Raw genomic sequence first — 23,131 nt, 5'->3', positions numbered from 1 at the left:
AATTAATTATGTCTTGCATCATTGCGGAAATCACTTCACCTCATTATACTCTTTTGATATAAGATGACAGTAAGATTTATGAAATGCGTGTTACTATGATTTTACTTATGCTTCATCTACATCTCATGAAAAAATTTGATTATAAAGTACAATATTTATTAGCGATACAATACATTCTTAAAGTAGGTTTCTGTAGTTTTGTTTCCTCAATCAGAGAATAAAGTTAAATAATAGCATAATTTTGGATTATTAAGACATCAAACATCTACAATAATTAGAAGTATATATACATTAAAAACAGAGCCAATAGACTCTAATTTTATTCTATTTCTTCAATTTTACTCAGCAAACTGCAAATCCGTTGTTGCCAAGCATTTTGATTAGTACGCAGATGCGCATTTTCTTGTTCCAATACATCGCAGCTTTTACGGACAGTATCCGATTCTTGACCCAGTATTTCATTCTTTACTTTAAGCTCTGCTATTTCCACATGAAGTAGAGATACTGTGTCCACTACCATCTGAACTTTGGCTTCAAGCTGCTCTAAAATTTCCAATGACATCAATGCCACCTATGTTTTCCAACTTCTAGCGCAATACGCAATCTCCGCCAAGATTAGCCCAAACAAAGGTTTTTATCCTTACGCGTCCCAGAAAACCTATTTTAACGGAGCATAACTAAAATCACATCTTTCTAATCTATTTTTAGCTTATAAGCAAATAAAAACAACATAGGTAAAAGCGTCACACTACAAATAACTTACAATACGACGTTACTCAGTTCATATATACTATTAGTATCATAAATTTAATTTATCTGTATTTTTTAAAAATAACCAAAAATTCACTAGTATTGATTAAGCTATCACTCTTAATATGCACCTTAGCTTTTTTAACAATGCACCAGTATCTCTCATTTTTTTAACCACTGTCAAATATAGTAAAAATAATATCATTATTTCCTGATTCAAATTCAGATAACGCGTCCCAGCATGATTTCCTATTAAACGCTCGTTTTGATTCTAGACGTACCTAATCCTGCCAGCTTATTTAAACGCTTTTTATCCTTGCGTAAATTTTGTTAATCTGAGCATTGTGATCTCTTAAGCACAATCTTCCTCTCAAAAATTTTTTAACTCGAAACATTGTCATCTTTGCTAAAAATTTAGGAAACATTTATCGTGACCATACCTCGTTTTTTAATGCTGATTGGAATCGTGTAGCTTCTGGTAATTGACCGCTACATTACGCTGATGACCTCGTTCCCAAAAAATTGTTCCTTTTTTGACAAGATGATTTAAACTGCTCGTTTAATATTAACCGTTTCATAATATTGTCTGGTGTCGCAAGCACTATCGGCTAATGTTTCATTGATTTTTCGGCGGGCCTATTTGAGTAAGCTAAGTAGCACTCCACCATTAGTCACATTTGATGCACTTAATTCAACAGCAAAAATTTCATATGTATTTATATCTACTCTAAATGTAACTGATGCCAGACTCGCTGTTTCCCATCAATACCATGCTTTTTTACTTTCCATGCTCCTGCACCCTAAACTTTGAGTCTCCATAGAATCAATGGCTAAGTACTGGATGCTTTCTGTATTCTTAGTTTTGAACGTAACATTAACCACTTTGGTTCGTTTGCTAATTCATGAATAATGAGGGCATAACAATGACAGTTAAAAATTGAAAAACAGAATTAATGAATTTTTACATCCCTCTTAATGATATCAAAAATATAAGCTTAACCATAAAAATAACCATAATGGTTAATTTACTAACTAAATAATCTTTCCCACAATTACTCTATTTGGTTTGGTGATATAACTGTATGGATTGCTCACCCATCCAAAGTGTCAGTGAGTCACTGATTGATTAAAATTTAATGATACTGCTTCCCGTTAGTTATTTTGTCTTTAAGTTTTTTCATAGATTTAAGCATTTCAATCTACTAAGCTATTCAGAGCTTAAATTAATGATTTAGTTTCCTAACTTAAGAAACAACACTATTGAAAAGTGAGAAAGCTTTTATTTTGTTTGACACGGGAATAAATTAGGTATTTTTTTGATTATGTATTCATCAAATTAAATCTATGTAATATATCTTTTTTAAAGTGATTGAATAAAGGCGACTATTGGCCGCCTTATTATTTATTTCACCTATTTTTGGCTGTGAAGGCCTTTTTTTTCCAGCGTACGATAGATAAGTGTTTGCTGGATAAGTGTTACAATATTTGATACAAACCAGTACAAAACGAGACCTGCCGGGAACCACAGGAAGAAAACAGTAAAGAGTACTGGCATGAAAGTCATAATCTTTTGCTGAATTGGATCTGTTACTGTACTTGGGCTCATTTTTTGGATAAAAAACATAGAAATACCCATCATCAATGGTAGCACGTAGTAAGGATCCGGCGCCGATAAATCTTGAATCCACAATATAAACGGTGTATGCCGCAGTTCTACCGATTCCATAAGAGCCCAATAGAGCGCAATGAAAATAGGCATTTGTAAAATAAGAGGAAAACAACCACCCAATGGGTTGACTTTCTCTTTCTTGTAGAGTGACATCATTTCTTGGCTCATGCGCTGGCGATCATCACCAATACGCTCACGCATTTCGGTTAGCTTAGGTTGCAGCATGCGCATTTTTGCCATAGAAGTATACTGCGCTTTTGTAAGCGGGTACATAGCACCACGAACAATGAAGGTCAATAGGATAATTGCAATACCCCAGTTGTTAACTAATCCGTGAATTGTTGCAAGTAGCCAATGCAGTGGACTAGCGATAAACCATAGCCAACCGTAATCCACCGTTAGGTTTAAATTTAGTGCAGTCTCTTCCATCTGATTCTGCAGTTTAGGACCAACCCATAGGGTTGAATGTATTGAAATTTCAGTACCAGAGGCAATAATAGTTATTGGGTAACGGATCCCAATAAAACCTTGACCATTATTAGTACGGGTATATAAATACGTTTCACCTCCTGAGTGCGGGATCCATGCTGCAACAAAGTAATGCTGCATCATTGCTACCCAGCCGTCTTTGACGGTAGTCAAATTAAGATTCTTATCCTGCATATCGTCAAAGCTGTATTTTTTATACTTCGTGTCATCAGTTGAATATGCACCACCATGATAAGTAGGCATGGTTAGGCTACCACCGTCATCCAATAGATTTTGTTTTAGTTGAGCATACATTTGAATAGATGCAGGTTTGTCAGTTTTATTGTGGATGGTATAATCAACATCCACTGCATAGCTACCGCGTTTCAGGATGAATATTTTAGTGTAAGTAATGCCATTTTTGGTCAGTGTCAGAGGAACACGCAGTTCATCTTTATCTTCCGCTAGTTTGAAATCGGTTGCGGTTGTGTTGAACTTCGCCCGGCCATTCAAAGTATCTACACCTTGAAGACCAATCAATCCACTTTGAGCTACAAAGAAATGTTCAGAGTCATGTTTTAGAAGAACAAATTTATCTCTAGAATTGAATTTGGCATTATATTCTTCTAATTCTGCACGAATAACGTCACCGCCACGCGTATCAATTGTTAACGTCAATACATCGCTATTGATAGTAATGAGATTGTCAGAAACTGAGTTCTGAATTAGAAGTTGAGAAGCATTTAAACTGATGGGAACATCACTATCATGTTGAACTTGCTGTATTGCTCCCTGACCCTGTGATTGAGGCTTTGTTGTTTCATTCCAGTTGATATACAACATGAAAGAAACAAACATTAGTCCAATCAACAGTATATTACGTTGAAAATCCATTGCTAATTGTCTCGATTATTAGGGTGACGAAGAGGCACAGGATCGTACCCACCATGATTAAAAGGATGGCATTTTAATAAACGCTTGCTCGCGAACCAACACCCTTTTATCACACCGTGATGGTTAACCGCTTCTATGGCGTATTGTGAACATGTCGGTATATAGCGACAACAGGGCCCAAGCAGAGAGCTTATGAAGAATTGATAACCGCGAAACAAAGCGGTGACTATTTTTTTCGCGGTGATTGAGATAAATGCAACCATAACTTATCTAGCAGCAGATACAGTTCTTCATTACTAAGCTTATTAGCACTTTTTTTAGCAAGAACCACAAAATCTTTCGCAGGCAACAAGTGTTGGTGCAAACGAAAACTTTCACGAATAAGACGCTTGAAACGGTTTCGATCGACAGCAAATTTTATTTGTTTCTTTGGCACAGCCTGACCCAAACGTGGATAGCCCAGAACATTATTGCGAGCAAGGATGGTTAAGTGTGGAGAGCCAACGCGATGAGATTGCTGAAAGACAGAATTAAAATGTTTAGGAGTTAACAATCTTAACTCCCGACAAAAAGCAAATTTATTCACAAGTCAATAATTATTATTTAGAAAGTCGTTTACGGCCTTTCGCACGGCGAGCAGCAATAATTTTACGCCCATGCTTAGTTGCCATGCGCACCCGGAAACCGTGTGAGCGCTTTCGCTTTAGAACAGAGGGCTGAAAAGTGCGTTTCATGGTTTTTACCTTATTACTTATTTAGTTTGAGGTTTATTAGCAAGATGTGGGACAATCTTCACCACCTCTCAACGAAGAGAGAGAATTGTAATCATTGATTGCATGATAGTCAATGTTAAATCCAGCCAGACTTTTAAGCATGGGATTGTACTCATTGATCATTTGTGCGAAAAGATTTTTTTTGCTATTATCCGCTATTTGTTGTGTAACTACTATCATATTATTATGGGTAAGTATGGTATCATTCACTCAAAAATAAGATTAGTATGGATCTTTATTGTCTTTTCGAGCGGATATATACTGTGATAAATTTAGTTAAATTTATGTAGTTTGAACTGCTATTTGTGTGATTTATATGCATAACTTCAATTTTATTCACTGAAAAAAAGAACTTCTAGCTAGCGATTCTTCTCGTAGAAGTATAAAATTACTACCCTTTAGTTCATCAAGTATGGGATCGGACGTGTTATCTTCGCTTTGGTTGCAGTGCCTTAGACGCCTTCAAGAGGATCTTCCAGCAACAGACTTCAGTATGTGGGTTAGACCGCTTAAGGCAGAGTTAAATAACAATACTCTGACTTTATTTGCACCAAATCGTTTTGTTCTTGATTGGGTAAAAGAAAAGCATCTCAATAGTATTAATCAGTTGCTTAGTGAATTTTGTGGTGCAGATATACCAGTGCTACGATTTGAAGTTGGTAGCAGATTACTCTCTTCTATTACTCATCCTAGCGAATCATCTGTACCTATACTCGTAGCCCCTGTTGTGAGACCGAGTCTGGGTCGCACCTGGGAACCTGCACCTTCTCCAGTGCAGTCCGATGCTAACCACAGATCAAATGTTAACTCCAAGCATCAGTTTACTAACTTTGTTGAGGGCAAATCTAATCAATTGGCGTTAGCGGCTGCTCGACAAGTTGCCGATAACCCAGGGGCAGCTTATAATCCTTTATTCTTATATGGAGGTACAGGTTTAGGTAAAACTCATCTGCTACACGCTGTAGGTAATGCCATTAGTAATCGTAAAATTGATGCTCGAGTAGTGTACATGCATTCTGAACGTTTTGTTCAAGATATGGTTAAAGCGCTACAAAATAACCAAATAGAAGAATTTAAACGTTATTACCGCAGTGTTGACGCATTGCTTATCGATGATATTCAATTTTTTGCGAATAAAGAGCGGTCACAGGAAGAATTTTTCCATACTTTTAATGCGCTTCTCGAAGGTAACCAGCAAATTATTTTGACGTCAGATCGCTATCCAAAAGAAATTAATGGAGTAGAGGATCGATTAAAATCTCGCTTTGGCTGGGGTTTAACTGTATGTATAGAACCACCTGAACTTGAAACTCGTGTGGCAATTTTAATGAAGAAAGCTGAAGGTCACAATATTCGTCTTCCTGATGAAGTAGCTTTCTTTATTGCTAAACGTTTACGCTCCAACGTTCGAGAACTTGAAGGCGCACTTAACCGTGTTATTGCGAATGCAAATTTTACTGGACGAGCGATAACAATAGATTTTGTTCGTGAAGCATTACGTGACTTACTGGCATTGCAAGAAAAACTGGTTACCATAGACAACATTCAGAAAACAGTAGCTGCATACTATAAAATTAAAATGTCGGATTTATTGTCTAAGCGCCGTAGTCGATCTGTTGCACGTCCTCGTCAAGTAGCTATGGCATTATCAAAAGAACTCACCAACCATAGTTTACCGGAAATTGGTGACGCATTTGGGGGACGTGATCATACTACGGTACTCCATGCATGCCGAAAAATTGAACAGTTGCGTGAAGAGAGCCATGATATCAAAGAAGATTATTCCAATCTGATCCGGACTCTATCATCATAATATGAAATTTACTTTTACTCGTAACTTATTATTAAAATCCTTGCAGCAGATTACTAGCGCATTGAGTGGTAGACCAATGTTGCCGATCTTGAGCAATATCCTTCTTAAGGTTGACGCGGGTCAGTTAACTATAGCGTGTACTGACCTTGATATTGAGCTAATTGCTTCTTTATCACTTGAGAGTCCATCAGAAGATGGCACAGTAACAGTATCCTCACGTAAATTTTTAGATATTTGTCGAGGATTATCAAACAGCATACCTATCAATTTTATGGCAGCAGATGATCACGCTATAATTCATTCTGGTCACAGTCATTTTACACTTGCAACTCTGCCTGCTTTGAATTTTCCTAATATTAAAGACTGGGAAAGCACTGTCGAATTCAGCATGTTGCAAGGTAAGCTACGTAAATTAATTGAAAGCACTGCTTTTTCGATGGCGAACCATGATGTTCGTTATTTTTTAAATGGTATGCTTTTTGAAACTTATGGTATGACGTTATGCGCTGTTACAACAGATGGTCATCGCATGGCTGTAGGTACCACAACTTTGGATATGAGTATTGCAAACCAACAGGTTATCGTTCCACGAAAGGGCGTTATTGAATTAATGCGCTTATTGAATAAACCGGATGCTTCTGTCACTATTCAAATCGGACGTGCTCATATTCGTGTGCTAGTAAATCAATTTGTTCTTACCTCGAAGCTGATTAATGGTCGCTTTCCTGATTATCGGCGCGTGTTGCCACAGTCTTCGGATAAAATAATGGAAGCAAATTGTGATGAGTTGCACCAAGCATTCTCACGGGCTGCCATCCTTTCAAATGAAAAATTCCGTGGTGTACGATTGAACATAAGTAACGGCCAATTACGTATTTCAACGCATAATTTAGAGCAGGAAAAAGCAGAAGAATTTGTCAATGTTCACTACCAAAACAACGATTTAGAAATCGGTTTTAATGTTAACTATATCATAGATATTTTGAACACACTGCAATGCGATCAAGTTCGCTTTTCTATGACGGATAGTACCGCAAGTACATTAGTAGAAGATTGTGGCCGTGATGATGTTATGCATGTGATAATGCCAATTCGTTTATAATATGGCTCCGCCTATATTGTTCATCTACGATTAAGAAAAAATATTAAAAACTATGGCCTTAAGCTGTCATCAGTATTTAACTCTCTTGTAAATCTCAACAGCAATGAAAAATCAGTGTTTTAGAGATAATTAATTACCTCAGATATGAATGTTCTTTAGAAGTCAATTGACCGAGCACATTATAAATGTATGAAAAAGAGCAATTCATTATGCACAGTATGGTAGCATCTAGGAAATCTGAGATCCAATTACCAGTAAGGTTGTAAAATAACCGAGGCGAATCAGTCTATGTGCAAAGAGGCAAAAAACTAAAAGTGAGGGCACGTAATAGAGGAATTACTAATGCAGTGCATTACCTTATAATATTTAAAGAGATAGCCAATAACCCTAAATTCCACCTCTCATTTATTGACTTAAGGGGGTATTGCATGTAGAATTTTAATTCTACCCAATTTAATTATGAATGAAGTACCTCTCGAAACAACGCAATATATTGTTCGGAAATAGAGCTATTGGAATACAGAATTTACATTATTAATAAATAGAATAAACCAATAATTCCAAACTAAGCTACGTTCTGGACTCGGAATAAAAATAAAGATTACGCCGGACCACTCAAAAATAATTTTCTTCTCTCTCAGCAGCTCAAAATATACTGTAAGAAGTCCTTCTAAATCAAATGTATGGTTACGAAAATATAATATATCAGTTGAAAAAATGCGTTTTTCAATGACACATAAAACTAATTACTGCGCTCTACATATAAAGCAGGTTAGTAACTAACTAAAAACAAAGATAAATATACTATTTAATAGATAATTTAGCGCCTAAGCTAGATAGCTAACGATGTGAACTATTATTGAAACCACTACAATGCACCGGTGCCCAGATGTATGTCAGAGACATTAGGACTACTGAAGTTACTTCAATTTACAGCGAAATATCGAGATATTTTATGTGGAACGCGGTAAAATAGTAACAGAATAAATTAAGCGAGAGTGATTCAATGTCCAACAATTATGATTCATCGAGTATCAAGGTACTCAAAGGTCTAGATGCAGTACGAAAGCGTCCGGGAATGTATATCGGCAATACTGATGACGGTACCGGTTTGCACCATATGGTCTTTGAAGTTGTAGACAATTCAATCGATGAAGCTCTTGCTGGTCATTGCAACGATATTGTGGTTGTTATCCACGAAGACGGTTCAATTTCAGTAAAAGATGATGGCCGCGGTATACCTGTAGATATTCACAAAGAAGAAGGTGTCTCTGCGGCTGAAGTAATAATGACAGTATTGCATGCGGGGGGTAAGTTTGATGATCATTCCTATAAAGTATCAGGTGGTCTTCATGGTGTAGGTGTTTCAGTGGTAAACGCATTGTCTGAAAAGTTAGAATTGACTATTTTGCGTTACGGTAAAGTTTATCAACAAATTTACCATGGTGGTGTACCTCAAGCACCTTTAGTACCCATTGGTTACACAAAAGAAACTGGCACGCGCATCCGTTTTTGGCCAAGTGATAAAACATTCACAAATCTTCTGTTCCACTACGATATCCTTGCTAAACGCCTACGTGAATTATCATTTTTGAATTCTGGGATTGCAATTAAGCTTATTGATGAGCGCGAAGAAAATAAGTATGATCACTTTACCTATGGAGGTGGTATCAGCGCCTTTGTTGAGCACCTTAATCGTAATAAAACACCCATTCATCCTTCAGTGCTGCATTTTGAATATGCACGTAAAGATGGCGTAATCGTTGAAGTTGCAATGCAGTGGAATGATGGTTTCCAGGAAGGTATTTATTGTTTTACCAATAATATTCCTCAGCGCGATGGTGGTACTCACCTTGCTGGTTTTCGTGCTGCACTAACTCGTACGTTGAACAGTTTTATGGAGAAAGAAGGTTACTCGAAAAAGGCTAATGCTGTAACCTCTGGCGATGACACGCGTGAGGGCTTAACAGCAGTTGTTTCGGTAAAAGTGCCGGATCCTAAGTTTTCAAGCCAAACTAAAGACAAATTAGTATCGTCAGAAGTGAAATCAGCTGTTGAATCTGCTACGAATGAAAAACTTAGTGAGTTTCTTCTTGAAAATCCACAAGACTCTAAAATCATTTGTGTTAAGATTATTGATGCTGCTCGTGCACGTGAAGCTTCACGTAAAGCACGAGAAATGACTCGCCGTAAAGGTGCGCTAGATTTAGGTGGGTTACCAGGTAAACTGGCGGACTGCCAAGAAAAAGATCCCGCACTATCTGAACTCTACATAGTGGAAGGAGATTCTGCTGGTGGTTCAGCCAAGCAAGGCCGTAACCGTAAGAACCAAGCAATTCTTCCTCTAAAAGGAAAAATTCTTAATGTTGAAAAAGCACGTTTCGATAAAATGCTTTCCTCGCAAGAAGTGACCACATTAATAACTGCTATGGGTTGTGGGATTGGTCGTGACGAATATAATCCAGATAAACTGCGTTACCATAGCATTATAATTATGACTGATGCGGACGTCGATGGTTCTCACATACGAACGTTACTGTTGACGTTTTTTTACCGTCAAATGCCAGAATTAATCGAACGTGGTTACATCTACATTGCTCAACCACCACTATATAAAGTGAAAAAAGGTAAACAAGAACAGTATATCAAAGATGATGAGGCTATGGAACAATATCAAATTACGCTTGCGCTTGAAAATGCTTCTTTATTTGTTAACCAAGATGCACCAGCATTAAGCGGTATCGCACTTGAAGAACTTATCAACAAGTACAATAGTGTGATGAAGCTTATTTCTCGTCTGGAACGTCGTTATCCCTATACGTTGCTTAACGAATTAATTTACCAACCTTGCTTGTCTGTGAATGCACTACATAATAAATCAAATGTTCAAGTCTGGATCAATAATATCGTTATTTTACTTAATAAAAACTCCTCTGGTGCAAGCCAATACAGTTCAGGCATTAAATTTAATGAGGAGCATAATGCTTATCAACCGGAACTAGTCGTTCGTACACACGGTGTTGCTCATGAATACTTGATTAGCTACGATTTCTTAAGTTCTAAAGAATATGAGCGTCTCACAGATCTTTCGGAAACATTAGATGGCTTCCTTGATGACACCGCGTATATTCAACGTGGCGAACGTAAGCAGCCAGTGAAGAGTTTTGCTAATGCTTTGGCATGGCTGATTAAAGAATCTAATCGTGGTCTGTCACGTCAGCGTTATAAAGGTCTGGGGGAAATGAATCCTAATCAACTTTGGGAAACTACGATGGATCCTGAATCACGTTGTATGCTACGTGTGACAATTCACGATGCTGTTGCTGCGGATGAACTGTTTACTACTTTAATGGGTGACAATGTTGAGCCACGGCGTGCCTTCATAGAAAATAATGCACTTAAAGTTGCTAATCTAGACGTCTAGTAAGCTACGAAATATTCTATTTTATTTAAAATTATAGTATTACTATGATTATTTATAGTAGTTACTTAAGTTGCATGATATTATAACTTAACGTGTATTTATTACATAGTAATGTTCTTTCTAGCGGTTTTTGTTTCTTAATGCGAGTTCAGATAGAAAATCCTAACATAATGCACTATTCAACAATTGCTTTAATGTTAGGTATACCTAGCCCGGTCAGCTGATTTAACGCTTTTATCATGGCATAGGTTTCACTAATCTGAGCATTATGATCCTTTAGGCTCAATATCCCCCAAAAATTTTTTAATTCGAAACATTGCCATTACTTACCTACAAATAATCGATTCAATTTAATGCCCATATTCTTATCATCCAGAGTAAAGTGCCATAACCTCTTTAGATTTACCTCTCACACTACCTTTACAACTAATATTACGCTGAACACTTAGTAAACTCACTTTATCTGCATTTTTATACAATACTTTCGTGAAATCAGTGTAACGATTTGAAATTAAAGTTGAAATTCTTTGGCACTTTACAGCTTCAGCACATACAACCAAACGTCGTTGATCATCATCAGTAAAACTCTTCCCAGCATACGCAGTAAAATTTGAAGTTAAATTAATTGGAGAGTATGGAGGGTCACAATATACCACATCATTTTCATTAGCTTTATCAAAAGCTTGAGTAAAATCTCCACAAAAAAATGTTGCTTTCTGAGCTACTTTAGCAAACTCTAAAAATTCATTTTTCGGAAAATATGGATGCTTATAGCGACCAAACGGAACATTAAAGCTCCCTTTTTGATTATATCTACAAAGGCCATTGTACCCGTGTCGATTAAGGTATACGAAAAATAAAGACTTTTCATAAGGATCATTGGATTCATTAAACTGGTATCTTATATCATAATAATGACATGATTCATTATAGTTACCAATAAAAAAACCTTCTGCTTCTTTGATAAACCTTTCTGAGTCGTTCTTAATTATATTGAATAAATTAATTAAATCTTTATTAGTATCTATCAATAAATATTCTTCAAAATCTAAATTAAGAAATACTGAACCACCACCAACGAAAGGCTCAATTAAACGTTTTTTACCTGACGACGGAAGATTAGCTTTGATTTTTTCAACAATTCGTTTCTTACCGCCAGCCCATTTGAGGGGTGATTTACGGCTAGTTAAAAGTCTACTGCTTTCCACAATCCACCTTTAACTATATAAGACACACAAAATATACACGTTTGTACAACTTTTCATATGAAAGGCTTTGTTGTTTAATCGTTAATCATTTTGAGATTGGCTATCTGAACTCGAATTAGGGAACAAAGTCTTATAAATACGCAATAACTATACGTGAAATGCAGAAAGACACTATACTTATTCGTTATTATATGTACACTACCACTGCTATTCGAAGGAAAGTGAATATATTTCATTTTTGAACATTAGTCAGCATAAATTCATACATCAAGAAAAGTAAAATAGGTTAATTGCTCAGACCAATCTTTCAGTGAATTTAAGCGAATAACTTCACTCAAGGAGTTCATTGGCGTATATTTTTTGATAACTCAAGCGCAGCACAAACGTGCATTATGTACCGTAGCATAATTACCAATGAGCACCATAAACCACGTTTTTTCATTACGTACTGTCGCATAAATGTGTACCTTATGTTTGTTAGCATATTGCTGTAAAAATCCTATCACTGCGATTTTTGATTGTAATGCTGCTAACTGCAACGCATAACGTGAATTTTTAATACTCAATAACTCATCATTTGATAACTGAATGTCTATGCTTCATATGTGTTGCGTTACCAGTTCAACTGTTTCCATATTAATCTCTGGTTGAACATCAATATTTTCAACGTTTACTTGCACATCGCTATTAGCATTTAGTACAGGTATTAACGAAACTTCGACTACATTTTTGCCATCACCACCAATCACTTGTTCATCGATAATAACTTCAACAACCCGAGACGGTACAAGAATACGGGCGTTTAGGTTTTGACGCCACACTGTTATCTCTGCCTATGTTGGTTTCTCTGACAGAGTCATATTACCATTCATGCCATGAGTATTTGCCGTTTGCTCACTAACAATATTTTTTTCATCTCTGTTTCTATTACAGAATTTAACGGTTAATTAAGCATCCAACATACACTACCAGTCCCAATAATTAACAGTAGCACAATCAAAACAATTAAAGGCAGTAATGAGCAACAATTGTTCTCTTCCCTCGAAGATTGCTTCTGCTGTTCTAAACCTTGTAGCGCTCCCGGTAATGAAGGCAACAATGCAACCTTACGTTTAAAAATGCGCCGTTGCGAGGTGTCAAGCTGACGGTTCACCATTATAACTTCAATAAACATTTTCCGATCGCTGTCGGATAGCCGGCTCATTTCTAGTTCCAATGGCTTTATACACTGACCTTCAGAAATTTTATGCAGCAATTTGTTTAATTTTCCACGTAAACTAAATAGTAATACATTAATTTGCCAATTATCACGTTGCTGGGCTTCTGTCACTAAAGTCCAAAGTTCAAGAATAATTGCTGCACTTAGTTGATGTGCGTCATCAATCACAATCAAAGTATGAACATTACTCCCCTCAAGCATACACTCCAGGCTTTGCAACATTGCATCAGTTTCGTTAAATACACCATCAGGCACGATTTGACGCAGAATGATCGCTCGGTGTTGCGCATCTTGTTGGATGGGATTACAAACTAGAAGAGATTGCTTAGGCTCATTAGCCCACTTTTCGAGATAGCGCTCACTCAGCCATGTTTTACCTGCACCTGATTCTCCAGTGATTTGAACAAGATGAGAACTGAACCGAGTAATAAACTGAATTCTCAACAAAAGTTGAATTTGGGTGCTCAAATCTAATGCAGTCAAATCATTGGAATCTGTCATATACAAACTCCATTAACGTATTGTAAGGACCTCAGTAAGCGTCTGAAAAGTGACATTTGCAACCAATGCAGCCGAACCAATAGAAGTAGGTAAGATAAACCGTAATTGTCCTGAAAACACTTTTTTATCACGTTTCATGTGCTTTATAAAAACATCGTAATTCATACTTTCAGGTGCTTTCACTGGGAGTTTTGCATTTTCAAGTAAGGCAATGATACGGTTAACATCTTCTTGCGACAATAATTGCTGTAGATGTGCTGTTAGTGCAGCCATCACAGTACCAACGGCAACGGCTTCACCATGCAACCAATTACCGTACCCCATCTCAGCTTCAATAGCATGACCAAAAGTGTGCCCAAGGTTAAGTAAAGCACGAACGCCTGACTCTCTCTCATCTTTCGCAACAATATCCGCTTTAATTTTACAACAATGTTTAATCGCATAAATCAGCGCACTTTCATCAAGCTGATTCAATTCATCAAGATGATTTTCCAGCCATATAAAAAATAATTTATCCATAATAATGCTGTATTTGATGACTTCCGCCATTCCAGCCGCAAATTCGCGATTAGATAACGAATTAAGTACATCAATATCGCTCACAACGGCTTTAGGTTGGTGAAATGCACCAATCATATTCTTCCCAAGAACATGATTCACAGCTGTTTTACCGCCAACGGAAGAATCTACTTGAGACAAGAGAGTAGTGGGAACTTGAATAAAATCCACGCCACGTTGATAACAAGCTGCTGCAAAACCTACAATATCCCCTATTACACCACCACCTAACGCGACAAGTAACACATCACGAGCATAATTACTTTGCAGTAAGAAGGAATGAATGACATTAAATGTTTCAAGCGTTTTGTATTGTTCACCATCAGGTAAGATGAGCAAAGCTGGCATAGCGCCAGCTTTGCTCAAAGTATCCATGAGACGATCAGCATACAGAGGTGCAATAGTTTGATTAGTCACCACCACTACCTGACGGCCCTGGATATCAGTAAAAAAGGCGTGTTCAAATAACAATCCGCTTCCAATGAAAATTGGGTAACTTCTATTACCAAAATTTACATCAATCCTTTCCATGAAAGACCTGTATTATTGCGTTAATACTAAGTACTTAGTGGTTTTCAAGCAACTCAATAATCTTATTTGTAACCACTTTAGCGCTTTGATCATCGGTACGTACTATATAGTCAGCAATTTCTTCATACAAAGGGTTACGTTCACTTGCAAGATCTTCGAGAATCTGACGAGATTTCTCGGTCTGAAGCAAAGGGCGTTTCTTTTCACGTTGAGTGCGTGCCAATTGTTTTTCAATAGTAGTCTCTAAATACACTACGACACCACGAGCAGACAGACGGTTACTGCTCTCTTTGCTCTTGATTGAACCACCACCAGTCGCCAAAACGATACCATGTTTTTGAGTCAAGTCGTTAATAACGTTTTCTTCGCGGTCGCGAAAGCCTTCTTCACCTTCAACATCAAATACCCATGCTATATCAGCACCAGTACGATCTTCGATTACAGTGTCTGAATCAAAAAACTCCATGTGCAATTGTTGTGCCAGATGACGTCCAATTGTGCTTTTACCAGCTCCCATTGGACCTATAAGGAAAATATTTCGTTTTTCAGCCATTTTTAGCAGTTTACGCGCGGTTAATGAAAATAACACCACCCGCAGGCTCGTTATCCGAAAGCCTGAGGTGCCAATTTCCTCACAAATAATTCATGCTCAGACCTAAAATTATCTCAGGTCACATAGCCCTTTGGCAACTAAAAATACACTCAACCTTCAGTTTAAATTCTATGGAAGCCAATTTTTGAGGTTAAACTGGCTAAAATAGACATTTAATTACGTTTAAAGCTCTTTATGGTCTTTTATTTAAACAACACCAATCACTACGTGAAGACAAACCATTTATTGAACAGTAATACAAGGTATTGTAAGGATTTATCGCACTTATTTCACTATGGTTTCGTAGTTACTACGAAGAAAGTATCTTAATTTAAAATATAACCTAACAATAGTACTGTATCCATACCATATAATATTCTGCATTGGTAAATACCACTGAGAACTTCTATTTCAGCACTAATTACGAGCACTTGCGTACTAATACACTGCGTATTAATGAGCAGGACTTTATCAATTTACATTTTTACCATACTTAAGAGTTTACCCTATGTAAACCAGCTTTGTTTTCTAATTCGAGTTAAAATAACAAATCTATTATAATGAGCTATTAGATAATTACTTTCGTGTTAGATATATCTAATCCTGTCAGCCTGTTTAATTCTTTTATCATGACGCAAGTTTTACCGATCTGAGCATTATGATTCCTTAGGCTCAATGCTCCTCCTGGTAGCTTTTTGACTCGAAACATTCCCGTCTTCAATAGGTGACATTGAGAATAACTGTACTACGTTTTCCAATGCTCATTTAAACTATTCGTTTAATACGAATAATTTCGTAACATTATTTGGCCTTGTAAACTCCATCGCCTGATATTGCATGGATTTTTCGGCGAGTTTCTTTGAGTAAGTTAGGTAGCACCTTAACCATGAATGCCATAATTTTTTACTTTCTATTCGCATTCAGCGTAGACTTTTAGCCCTGTGAAATTAAAGGCTAAATGCTGAATAGTTTCTTTAGCCTTCATTTTAAATGCAGCGTTAACCATTTTAGTTCACTTACTAATGCATGAACAAAAAGAACATGATAACAGTCATTGAGCAAGTTTAAACATAGAATTAATAATTCCTTACATACCTCTCAATAGCGTTGAAAATACACGCTTGACCATGAGAGCCATCACAATAGTTGAGTCACTAAACCAACGAGGTCTCCCACGATTACTCGGCTTAGTTTGATTCCAGAACTGAATGGCTTCTGCATCAATCAAAAATATTAGTAAGCTACTATTGATTAAAATTTAATTATATTATTGCCAGTTAGTTGTTTTGCAGCGAAGCTTATTCATAAACTTAAATATTTAAGTAAACCTAGCTGTTTAGAGCGTAAATTACTAATGAAGGCCTCTGATTTAAAAAACAAATCTGTGATGAGTAAACAGCCAAAAAACAATATTTTTACAAAAAATGTTATTTCAAAGAAAATATTTAGCACTTTTTTACTGTAACTAACTATGCCAAGACTTACAGTTTCTTTCATATTCCGAATCATTGATATGTTTCAAATGCTTGAAATTGCATCTTCACGTCGATTGAATAAATACATTTAAAATGTATTATTAACCTTTTCTTTGTAGAAAAAGCCCGCATATGCGGGCTTTTTCTATTTTTATGATGGCAGTTAATTTTTACATCATACCGCCCATACCGCCCATACCACTCATATCAGGCATTGCAGCAGGAGCATCTAACTTAGGCGCTTCAGTTACCATAGCTTCAGTGGTAATCATCAAGCCTCCAATAGATGCAGCAAATTGCAGTGCTGAACGAGTAACCTTAGTTGGATCCAGAATACCCATTGCAATCATGTCACCGTATTCACTAGTTGCTGCATTGTAGCCATAACTACCTTCGCCCGCTTTAACATTGTTAGCAACCACAGAATCTTCATCACCTGCATTAAGAACAATTTGACGAAGAGGTGATTCCATAGCACGCAATGCAACACGAATGCCTACATTTTGATCTTCGTTGTCCCCTTGTAGATCGACAACTTTATGAGCTGCACGAATCAATGCAACACCACCACCAGCAACTACCCCTTCTTCTACAGCAGCGCGTGTTGCATGCAGCGCATCTTTAACTCGATCTTTCTTCTCTTTCATTTCTACTTCAGTCGCAGCACCAACTTTAATTACTGCTACACCACCTGCCAATTTAGCAACACGTTCTTGAAGTTTTTCTTTATCATAGTCTGATGTTGCATCTTCAATCTGCTGACGGATTTGAGATACACGACCTTTTATAGACACTCCATCACCAGCACCATCAATGATGGTAGTATTTTCTTTAGTGATAGAAATGCGCTTAGCTTGACCAAGATCTTCTAGCGTAACTTTCTCCAGCTCCAAACCAATTTCTTCAGAAATAACAGTACCTGCTGTCAGTGTTGCGATATCTTGAAGCATTGCTTTTCGTCGATCGCCAAAACCAGGTGCTTTAACAGCAGCCACTTTTACGATACCACGCATCTTATTCACTACTAACGTTGCTAATGCTTCACCCTCTACATCTTCTGCAATAATTAGCAATGGACGTGAAGATTTAGCTACTGTTTCCAAAGTAGGCAACAATTCACGAATATTTGATATTTTCTTTTCAACCAATAGAATCAATGGGTTTTCTAAATCAACAGAACCAGATTCTTGGTTAGTAATGAAGTAAGGAGACAGATAACCACGGTCAAACTGCATACCTTCAACTACATCCAACTCATCTTTTAAAGATTGGCCTTCTTCTACAGTAATGACACCATCACGGCCAACTTTTTCCATTGCTTCTGCAATGATATTACCTACTGTTGCATCAGAATTGGCAGAAATAGTACCAACCTGCGCAATAGCTTTAGTATCAGAACATGGAACAGATAATACTTTTAATTCTTCAACTACCGCAATAACTGCTTTGTCTATACCGCGTTTTAGGTCCATTGGATTCATACCAGCAGCAACTGCTTTTAAACCTTCCACAATGATCGATTGAGCAAGAACAGTTGCGGTAGTTGTGCCATCACCAGCAGCATCATTTGCTTGAGATGCAACTTCTTTCACCATTTGGGCGCCCATATTCTGGAATTTATCGTCCAACTCAATTTCACGCGCAACAGTCACACCATCTTTGGTGATAATTGGTGCACCGAACGATTTGTCCAGTACAACATTACGGCCTTTAGGCCCAAGAGTTACTTTAACTGCATTTGCCAGAATGTTTACGCCTTCTAGCATTTTTGAACGTGCCTCATTACCAAATTTAACTTCTTTAGCTGCCATTTTTTTTCCCTTTTTGCAATCTGTTTTTTCAGTACAATAGTAATTATTCAACGATAGCCATGATGTCATTTTCAGACAGGATCAAGACTTCTTTACCATCTATTTTCTCAACCTTAGTGCTATAGCCTTCAGAAAAAATAACAGTGTCGCCAACTTTTACATCCAAAGGTTGTACGTTACCGTTTTCGAGGATACGGCCTTTACCAGCCGCGAGCACCATGCCTCGAGTAGACTTCTCAGCAGCAGAACCCGTTAAGACAATGCCACCAGCAGATTTTGATTCAACTTCTTTACGTTCAACGATTACCCGATCATGTAGTGGACGAATGTTCATTGGTCGTCTCCTGAATTAATGTAATGATCCATTTATGGAATTAAAAAAAGAAACTACAAGGTTTGTGGCTTTGTGGTTCCCAAAGTACCTCTTAAGTGGGGATGGGTTATCTCAATCCCAAGGGGGAGAGTACAAAAAAAATTTTTTTTACACAACTTTTTTTACGTCATCACATTCTGTTGATTAGGATAGCTCTGCTTTTGTAATAACAAAATATTTTAATAAAATTTTCTGTTTCGTTTTCTTATCTTTATATGAAAGAGAAAAATTGTCAGAATGCGATAAAAAAAGAAGTTCTATTTCCTAAATTGAGTTCAGATAGCCAATCCAATATGGGTGACTATTAAATGAGTACTTTCGTTTTCAGCCTTCCTAGTTTTGTCAGCTTATTTAATTCTTTTATTATGAGATAAGCTTTGCTAATCTGAGCATTATGATCTCTTAAGCTCAATGTTCCTCCAGGTAGTCTTTCAACGCGAATATTACCATCTCTACTCTAATAGAAAATATTTATGGAAACCATACTTCGTTTTTCAATACTTATTTGAACCATATAACTTCTGGTAACCGACCGTTACATGGCATATATAACTTCGTTTTCAAACAGTTACTCCTTTTCTTGGTAGTATGGTTGGAACCGCTCATTTAATACGAACGAGTTTTAAATTCGTCTAAATATTTCATTCACTGTCCACAAGTCTCTTTGAACAAATCAGATAGCGTTTCACCAACAAGTCACATTTGATGCGCTAAATTCAACCATAATGATTGCATGCGTATTGAAACCTATCGCTAAATGTAACTTGCACCAAACTCGCCACTTCCCATCAGCACAATGCTTTTTTACTTTCCATCCACTTGCACCATAGACTTTAAACCTTGTAACATCAATGGTTAAGTACTGAATGATTTTTTAAAAAATACAGAATATTAGTAAGCCACGATTCATAAAAGCTTAATTATACTGCTTCCAGTTATTATTCTGTGGTTAAGTTTGCTCATAGACCTGAATATTTAAATGAGCCTAACTGTTTCAGGGTATTAATTGAAAATTTAGTTCCCTTATTTAGGAAATAAAGCCTGTTACCATAAACGTTCCCTAGCAGAGACAGCAATGGTTCGAGTTAAAAAAACTCCTGGGAGGGAATTAAGCCTAAGGGAGCACACAACTCAAATTAGCGAAACCTACTCCATAATAAAAGCGCTAAATAAACTGACAGGACTGAGTATGCCTAACACGAAAGCGATTGTCTAATAGTAAATCATATTAGGATTTACTATCTAAATTAGAATGAGGAAACCAAGTCAAATGGTATTGAAACCTCTATTTTAGTGAAGTTTAGGTATACACTATCAACAATTTAAATCAGCAGGTTTAAGCACCATGCGTTATACAGACACTATCACCGCACACGCAACACCAGCAGGACGTGGCAGTATTAGTATTATTCGCGTTTCTGGACAAAAAGCTAAAGACGTCGCTATAGCTGTTACAGGACGAGAACTAACCATTCGTCGCGCTGAATATCTTCCCTTTAACGATGAACGAGGTAAAGCAATCGATCAAGGTATTGCTCTTTATTTTCAAGCACCCAACTCATTCACTGGTGAAGATGTACTCGAACTTCAAGGTCACGGTGGCCCCGTCATTATGGACATGCTGATTAAGCGTATCGTCAGTATTGAAGGTGTTCGTACAGCCAAGCCAGGTGAATTTTCAGAACGCGCATTCCTTAATGATAAACTAGATTTAACGCAAGCTGAAGCCATTGCAGATTTGATTAATGCAAGCTCAGAGCAGGCAGCTAAAAGCGCCCTTCAAAGTTTACAAGGTGCATTCTCTCGAAAAATAAATTATTTGGTTGAATCACTAATTAACTTGCGAGTTTATGTCGAAGCTGCGATCGATTTCCCTGATGAAGAAATCGACTTCTTGTCTTGTGGAAAAATTGCAACGGATTTAAATTGCATTATTACTTCACTTAATTCAGTACGTAAAGAGGCAAATCAAGGATCCATAATGCGAGAAGGCATGAAAGTTGTCATAGCAGGACGTCCTAATACAGGAAAATCCAGCTTACTCAATGCATTATCAGGCAAAGAAAGTGCAATTGTGACCAACATAGCTGGTACAACGCGAGACATATTGAGTGAAGATATCCACATTGACGGAATGCCGCTACATATCATAGATACAGCTGGTCTACGTGATGCATTAGATGAAATCGAACGCATTGGTATAGAAAGGGCGTGGGATGAAATTGCTCAGGCTGACCGTGTGCTCTTCATGGTTGATGGCACGACAACCGATGCGACTTCTCCAAAAAAAATTTGGCCAGAATTTATTGACCGTCTACCACCGAACGTAGGCATGACTGTCATTCGTAATAAAGCGGATCTAACAGGCGAAAAGCTTGGTATCTGCCATGAAAATGAATTTACACTCATTCGGTTAAGCGCCAAATCAGGAGCTGGAATCGACGCCCTACGTGAACACTTAAAAGCATGCATGGGCTTTTCAGGAGCAACTGAAGGGCGCTTTATGGCACGTCGGCGTCACCTAACAGCATTAGATGCAGCTTTCATGCATCTAGACATAGGTCGCTACCAACTCTCAGAGTATATGACAGGAGAAATTTTGGCGGAAGAACTTAGAATTGCACAACAACACCTCAATGAAATAACAGGTGAATTCAGCTCCGCTGATCTTCTCGGTAGAATCTTCAGCTCTTTCTGTATAGGCAAATGATTTAACTGGGCCATTTATTCAAAAAGTTGATTATTGTTTAAAGATAATACTTTCGCCATTAAATGACTTCATTTTACTAGGCTTTATTTTTTTAATTTGAGTTCAGATAGCAAATCACCACATGGTTTACCATTAGACAATCACTTTCGTTTTAGGCATACCTAATCTGATCAGTTTATTTAACGTTTTTATCATGGCGTATGTTTCACTAATCTGAGTAGCATGCTCCCTTAAACTCAATGTCCTTCCCAGGAATTTTTTAACTCGAACCATTGCTGTTCTCTGCTAAAAAATGTTTATGGTAACAGGCTTTGTTTCCTAAATCAGGGCACTAAATTTCTACCAACACTCTAAACTGTTAGGCTCATTGAAATATTCAGGTCTATGAACAATCTTCGCTATGAAACAACTAAGAAGGGTAACCATGGGAGACCTAGTTTATTTAGCGACTTAGCCATTACGACGGCCCTCGTGGCTAAATGCGTATTTTCAATGCAATTGAAAAGTTTACAAGGATTCATTAATTCTATGTTCAAACCTGTTCAACTACCATTATCATACCCTCACTATTCATACATTAGCAAGCTAGCAAAAACAGTTAGCATCGTGTTCAAGAAGAAGAATAAAGGCAGCATCCAGCACTTAACCATTGATTCTATGGGGCTCAAAATCTACGATGAAGGGGAATAGAAAGTAACAAAGCATGGTACTGACGGGAAACAGTGAGTCTGACACAAGTTACATTTAAAGATAGATATAAATACGTATGAAATCATTGCTGTTGAGTTAAGTGCATCAAATGGAACTGATGGTAAGGTGCTACCTAACGTACTTCAATAGACTCGCCAAAAAATCAATGAAATATCAGCCGATGGTGCTTATAACACCAGATAATGCTACGCAACCGTTCGTATTAAACGAGCGATTCCACTCATCCCACCAAGAAAAGAGCCACTTTTGGGGAACAAGGTCATCTGCGTAATTTAGCTGTCAGTGATCAGAAATTATACGGTTACAATCAGCATTGAAAAACAAGATATGATTACCATAAATGTTCCCTATCATAGACGACAATGTTTCGAGCTAAAAAACTACTGAGAGAGACATTAAGCCTAAGAAATAACAATACCTTCATTGACGAAATCTATCCAATTATAAAAACATTAGATAAGCTGACCGGGCTATATATATCTAACATGAAAGCGATCGTTTAATACTTGATCATATTGAAGTTAACTATCTGAGTTCGAATGAGGCAAC

General features: G+C 37.2%; 20 protein-coding genes and 5 pseudogenes. 6 read left to right on the top strand and 19 right to left on the bottom strand.

The window, feature by feature from the left end; translation table 11 throughout:
- Nucleotides 1-319: 319 nt before the first annotated feature.
- From zapB to BTN50_RS09730, 6 genes are all read right to left on the bottom strand, one after another.
- A complete protein-coding gene (gene zapB / locus BTN50_RS04480; RefSeq protein WP_096619535.1) occupies nt 320-562 on the bottom strand; it encodes a cell division protein ZapB in 243 nt (80 codons plus the stop codon).
- A 1,599-nt stretch (nt 563-2,161) separates the two neighbouring features.
- Complete coding sequence (gene yidC, locus BTN50_RS04470) at nt 2,162-3,781, bottom strand: membrane protein insertase YidC (protein ID WP_096619180.1); 1,620 nt, start codon at nt 3,779-3,781, stop codon at nt 2,162-2,164.
- Nucleotides 3,782-3,783: 2 nt separating this feature from the next.
- Complete coding sequence (yidD, locus tag BTN50_RS04465; RefSeq protein WP_096619179.1) at nt 3,784-4,044, bottom strand: membrane protein insertion efficiency factor YidD; 261 nt, start codon at nt 4,042-4,044, stop codon at nt 3,784-3,786.
- Nucleotides 4,008-4,367, bottom strand: coding sequence for a ribonuclease P protein component (gene rnpA, locus BTN50_RS04460; RefSeq protein ID WP_096619178.1), 360 nt, complete (start codon nt 4,365-4,367; stop codon nt 4,008-4,010). Before rnpA ends, yidD begins: the two co-directional genes overlap by 37 nt.
- A 13-nt stretch (nt 4,368-4,380) precedes the next feature.
- Complete coding sequence (gene rpmH / locus BTN50_RS04455) at nt 4,381-4,515, bottom strand: 50S ribosomal protein L34 (RefSeq protein WP_096619177.1); 135 nt, start codon at nt 4,513-4,515, stop codon at nt 4,381-4,383.
- Between the two features lie 36 nt (nt 4,516-4,551).
- The gene (locus BTN50_RS09730; RefSeq protein ID WP_150137157.1) at nt 4,552-4,734 is read right to left on the bottom strand and encodes a hypothetical protein; all 183 of its coding nucleotides are present in this window, start codon (nt 4,732-4,734) and stop codon (nt 4,552-4,554) included.
- A gap of 244 nt (nt 4,735-4,978) precedes the next feature.
- Here BTN50_RS09730 and dnaA point away from each other — a divergent pair, with 244 nt between their 5' ends.
- The 3 genes from dnaA to gyrB all read left to right on the top strand — a co-directional run bounded on the left by dnaA (nt 4,979) and on the right by gyrB (nt 10,893).
- Entirely contained in the window at nt 4,979-6,367 is a 1,389-nt protein-coding gene (gene dnaA / locus BTN50_RS04450) for a chromosomal replication initiator protein DnaA (protein ID WP_096619176.1), read from the top strand.
- 1 nt (nt 6,368) lies between these two features.
- Nucleotides 6,369-7,469, top strand: a complete 1,101-nt coding sequence (gene dnaN, locus BTN50_RS04445) for a DNA polymerase III subunit beta (protein WP_096619175.1) — start codon at nt 6,369-6,371, stop codon at nt 7,467-7,469.
- Nucleotides 7,470-8,475: 1,006 nt separating this feature from the next.
- Nucleotides 8,476-10,893: a DNA topoisomerase (ATP-hydrolyzing) subunit B gene (gene gyrB, locus BTN50_RS04440; RefSeq protein WP_096619174.1), complete on the top strand. Its 2,418-nt coding sequence runs from the start codon at nt 8,476-8,478 to the stop codon at nt 10,891-10,893.
- Nucleotides 10,894-11,068: 175 nt separating this feature from the next.
- On the opposite strand, the pseudogene BTN50_RS09405 reads toward gyrB, so the two are convergent.
- From BTN50_RS09405 to BTN50_RS12205, 12 genes and pseudogenes are all read right to left on the bottom strand, one after another.
- Nucleotides 11,069-11,213: pseudogene (locus BTN50_RS09405) on the bottom strand (IS5/IS1182 family transposase); the annotation flags it as partial.
- Between the two features lie 48 nt (nt 11,214-11,261).
- On the bottom strand, nt 11,262-12,101 hold the full coding sequence (locus BTN50_RS04435; RefSeq protein ID WP_096619173.1) for a Dam family site-specific DNA-(adenine-N6)-methyltransferase: 840 nt from the start codon (nt 12,099-12,101) through the stop codon (nt 11,262-11,264).
- A 368-nt stretch (nt 12,102-12,469) separates the two neighbouring features.
- Nucleotides 12,470-12,667: an SPOR domain-containing protein gene (locus BTN50_RS04430; protein ID WP_161492949.1), complete on the bottom strand. Its 198-nt coding sequence runs from the start codon at nt 12,665-12,667 to the stop codon at nt 12,470-12,472.
- Between the two features lie 33 nt (nt 12,668-12,700).
- Nucleotides 12,701-12,922: a hypothetical protein gene (locus tag BTN50_RS04425; RefSeq protein WP_096619171.1), complete on the bottom strand. Its 222-nt coding sequence runs from the start codon at nt 12,920-12,922 to the stop codon at nt 12,701-12,703.
- Between the two features lie 122 nt (nt 12,923-13,044).
- Nucleotides 13,045-13,821 (bottom strand): ATP-binding protein, encoded by a 777-nt coding sequence (locus BTN50_RS04420; protein WP_223823222.1) that lies wholly within the window; start codon nt 13,819-13,821, stop codon nt 13,045-13,047.
- Between the two features lie 12 nt (nt 13,822-13,833).
- Nucleotides 13,834-14,910, bottom strand: a complete 1,077-nt coding sequence (aroB, locus tag BTN50_RS04415) for a 3-dehydroquinate synthase (protein WP_096619170.1) — start codon at nt 14,908-14,910, stop codon at nt 13,834-13,836.
- 34 nt (nt 14,911-14,944) lie between these two features.
- On the bottom strand, nt 14,945-15,463 hold the full coding sequence (aroK, locus tag BTN50_RS04410; protein WP_096619533.1) for a shikimate kinase AroK: 519 nt from the start codon (nt 15,461-15,463) through the stop codon (nt 14,945-14,947).
- 607 nt (nt 15,464-16,070) lie between these two features.
- Nucleotides 16,071-16,211, bottom strand: a complete 141-nt coding sequence (locus BTN50_RS12625) for a hypothetical protein (protein ID WP_449240172.1) — start codon at nt 16,209-16,211, stop codon at nt 16,071-16,073.
- Between the two features lie 95 nt (nt 16,212-16,306).
- Nucleotides 16,307-16,760 (bottom strand): annotated as a pseudogene (locus BTN50_RS04405) (transposase); the annotation flags it as partial.
- 387 nt (nt 16,761-17,147) lie between these two features.
- Complete coding sequence (gene groL / locus BTN50_RS04395) at nt 17,148-18,788, bottom strand: chaperonin GroEL (RefSeq protein ID WP_096619168.1); 1,641 nt, start codon at nt 18,786-18,788, stop codon at nt 17,148-17,150.
- 43 nt (nt 18,789-18,831) lie between these two features.
- Nucleotides 18,832-19,122 carry a co-chaperone GroES gene (locus BTN50_RS04390; protein WP_096619167.1) on the bottom strand — a complete coding sequence of 97 codons (291 nt, stop codon included), beginning with the start codon at nt 19,120-19,122 and terminating at the stop codon, nt 18,832-18,834.
- A gap of 724 nt (nt 19,123-19,846) precedes the next feature.
- Nucleotides 19,847-20,014 (bottom strand): transposase, encoded by a 168-nt coding sequence (locus tag BTN50_RS12205; RefSeq protein ID WP_394336777.1) that lies wholly within the window; start codon nt 20,012-20,014, stop codon nt 19,847-19,849.
- Nucleotides 20,015-20,206: 192 nt separating this feature from the next.
- Here BTN50_RS12205 and BTN50_RS10085 point away from each other — a divergent pair.
- Both BTN50_RS10085 and mnmE read left to right on the top strand, forming a co-directional pair.
- A pseudogene (locus BTN50_RS10085) lies at nt 20,207-20,377 on the top strand (IS5/IS1182 family transposase); the annotation flags it as partial.
- Between the two features lie 129 nt (nt 20,378-20,506).
- Nucleotides 20,507-21,871, top strand: coding sequence for a tRNA uridine-5-carboxymethylaminomethyl(34) synthesis GTPase MnmE (mnmE, locus tag BTN50_RS04385; RefSeq protein WP_096619166.1), 1,365 nt, complete (start codon nt 20,507-20,509; stop codon nt 21,869-21,871).
- A gap of 132 nt (nt 21,872-22,003) precedes the next feature.
- On the opposite strand, the pseudogene BTN50_RS09400 reads toward mnmE, so the two are convergent.
- Nucleotides 22,004-22,175 (bottom strand): annotated as a pseudogene (locus tag BTN50_RS09400) (IS5/IS1182 family transposase); the annotation flags it as partial.
- Between the two features lie 113 nt (nt 22,176-22,288).
- Between BTN50_RS09400 and BTN50_RS04380 the strand changes: the two are divergent.
- A pseudogene (locus tag BTN50_RS04380) lies at nt 22,289-23,085 on the top strand (IS5 family transposase); the annotation flags it as partial.
- Between the last annotated feature and the right edge of the window lie 46 nt (nt 23,086-23,131).

This window comes from Candidatus Enterovibrio altilux, assembly GCF_002381345.1.
In the GTDB taxonomy this organism is placed as follows: domain Bacteria; phylum Pseudomonadota; class Gammaproteobacteria; order Enterobacterales; family Vibrionaceae; genus Enterovibrio; species Enterovibrio altilux.
This window is presented reverse-complemented; position numbering and strand designations above follow the sequence as displayed.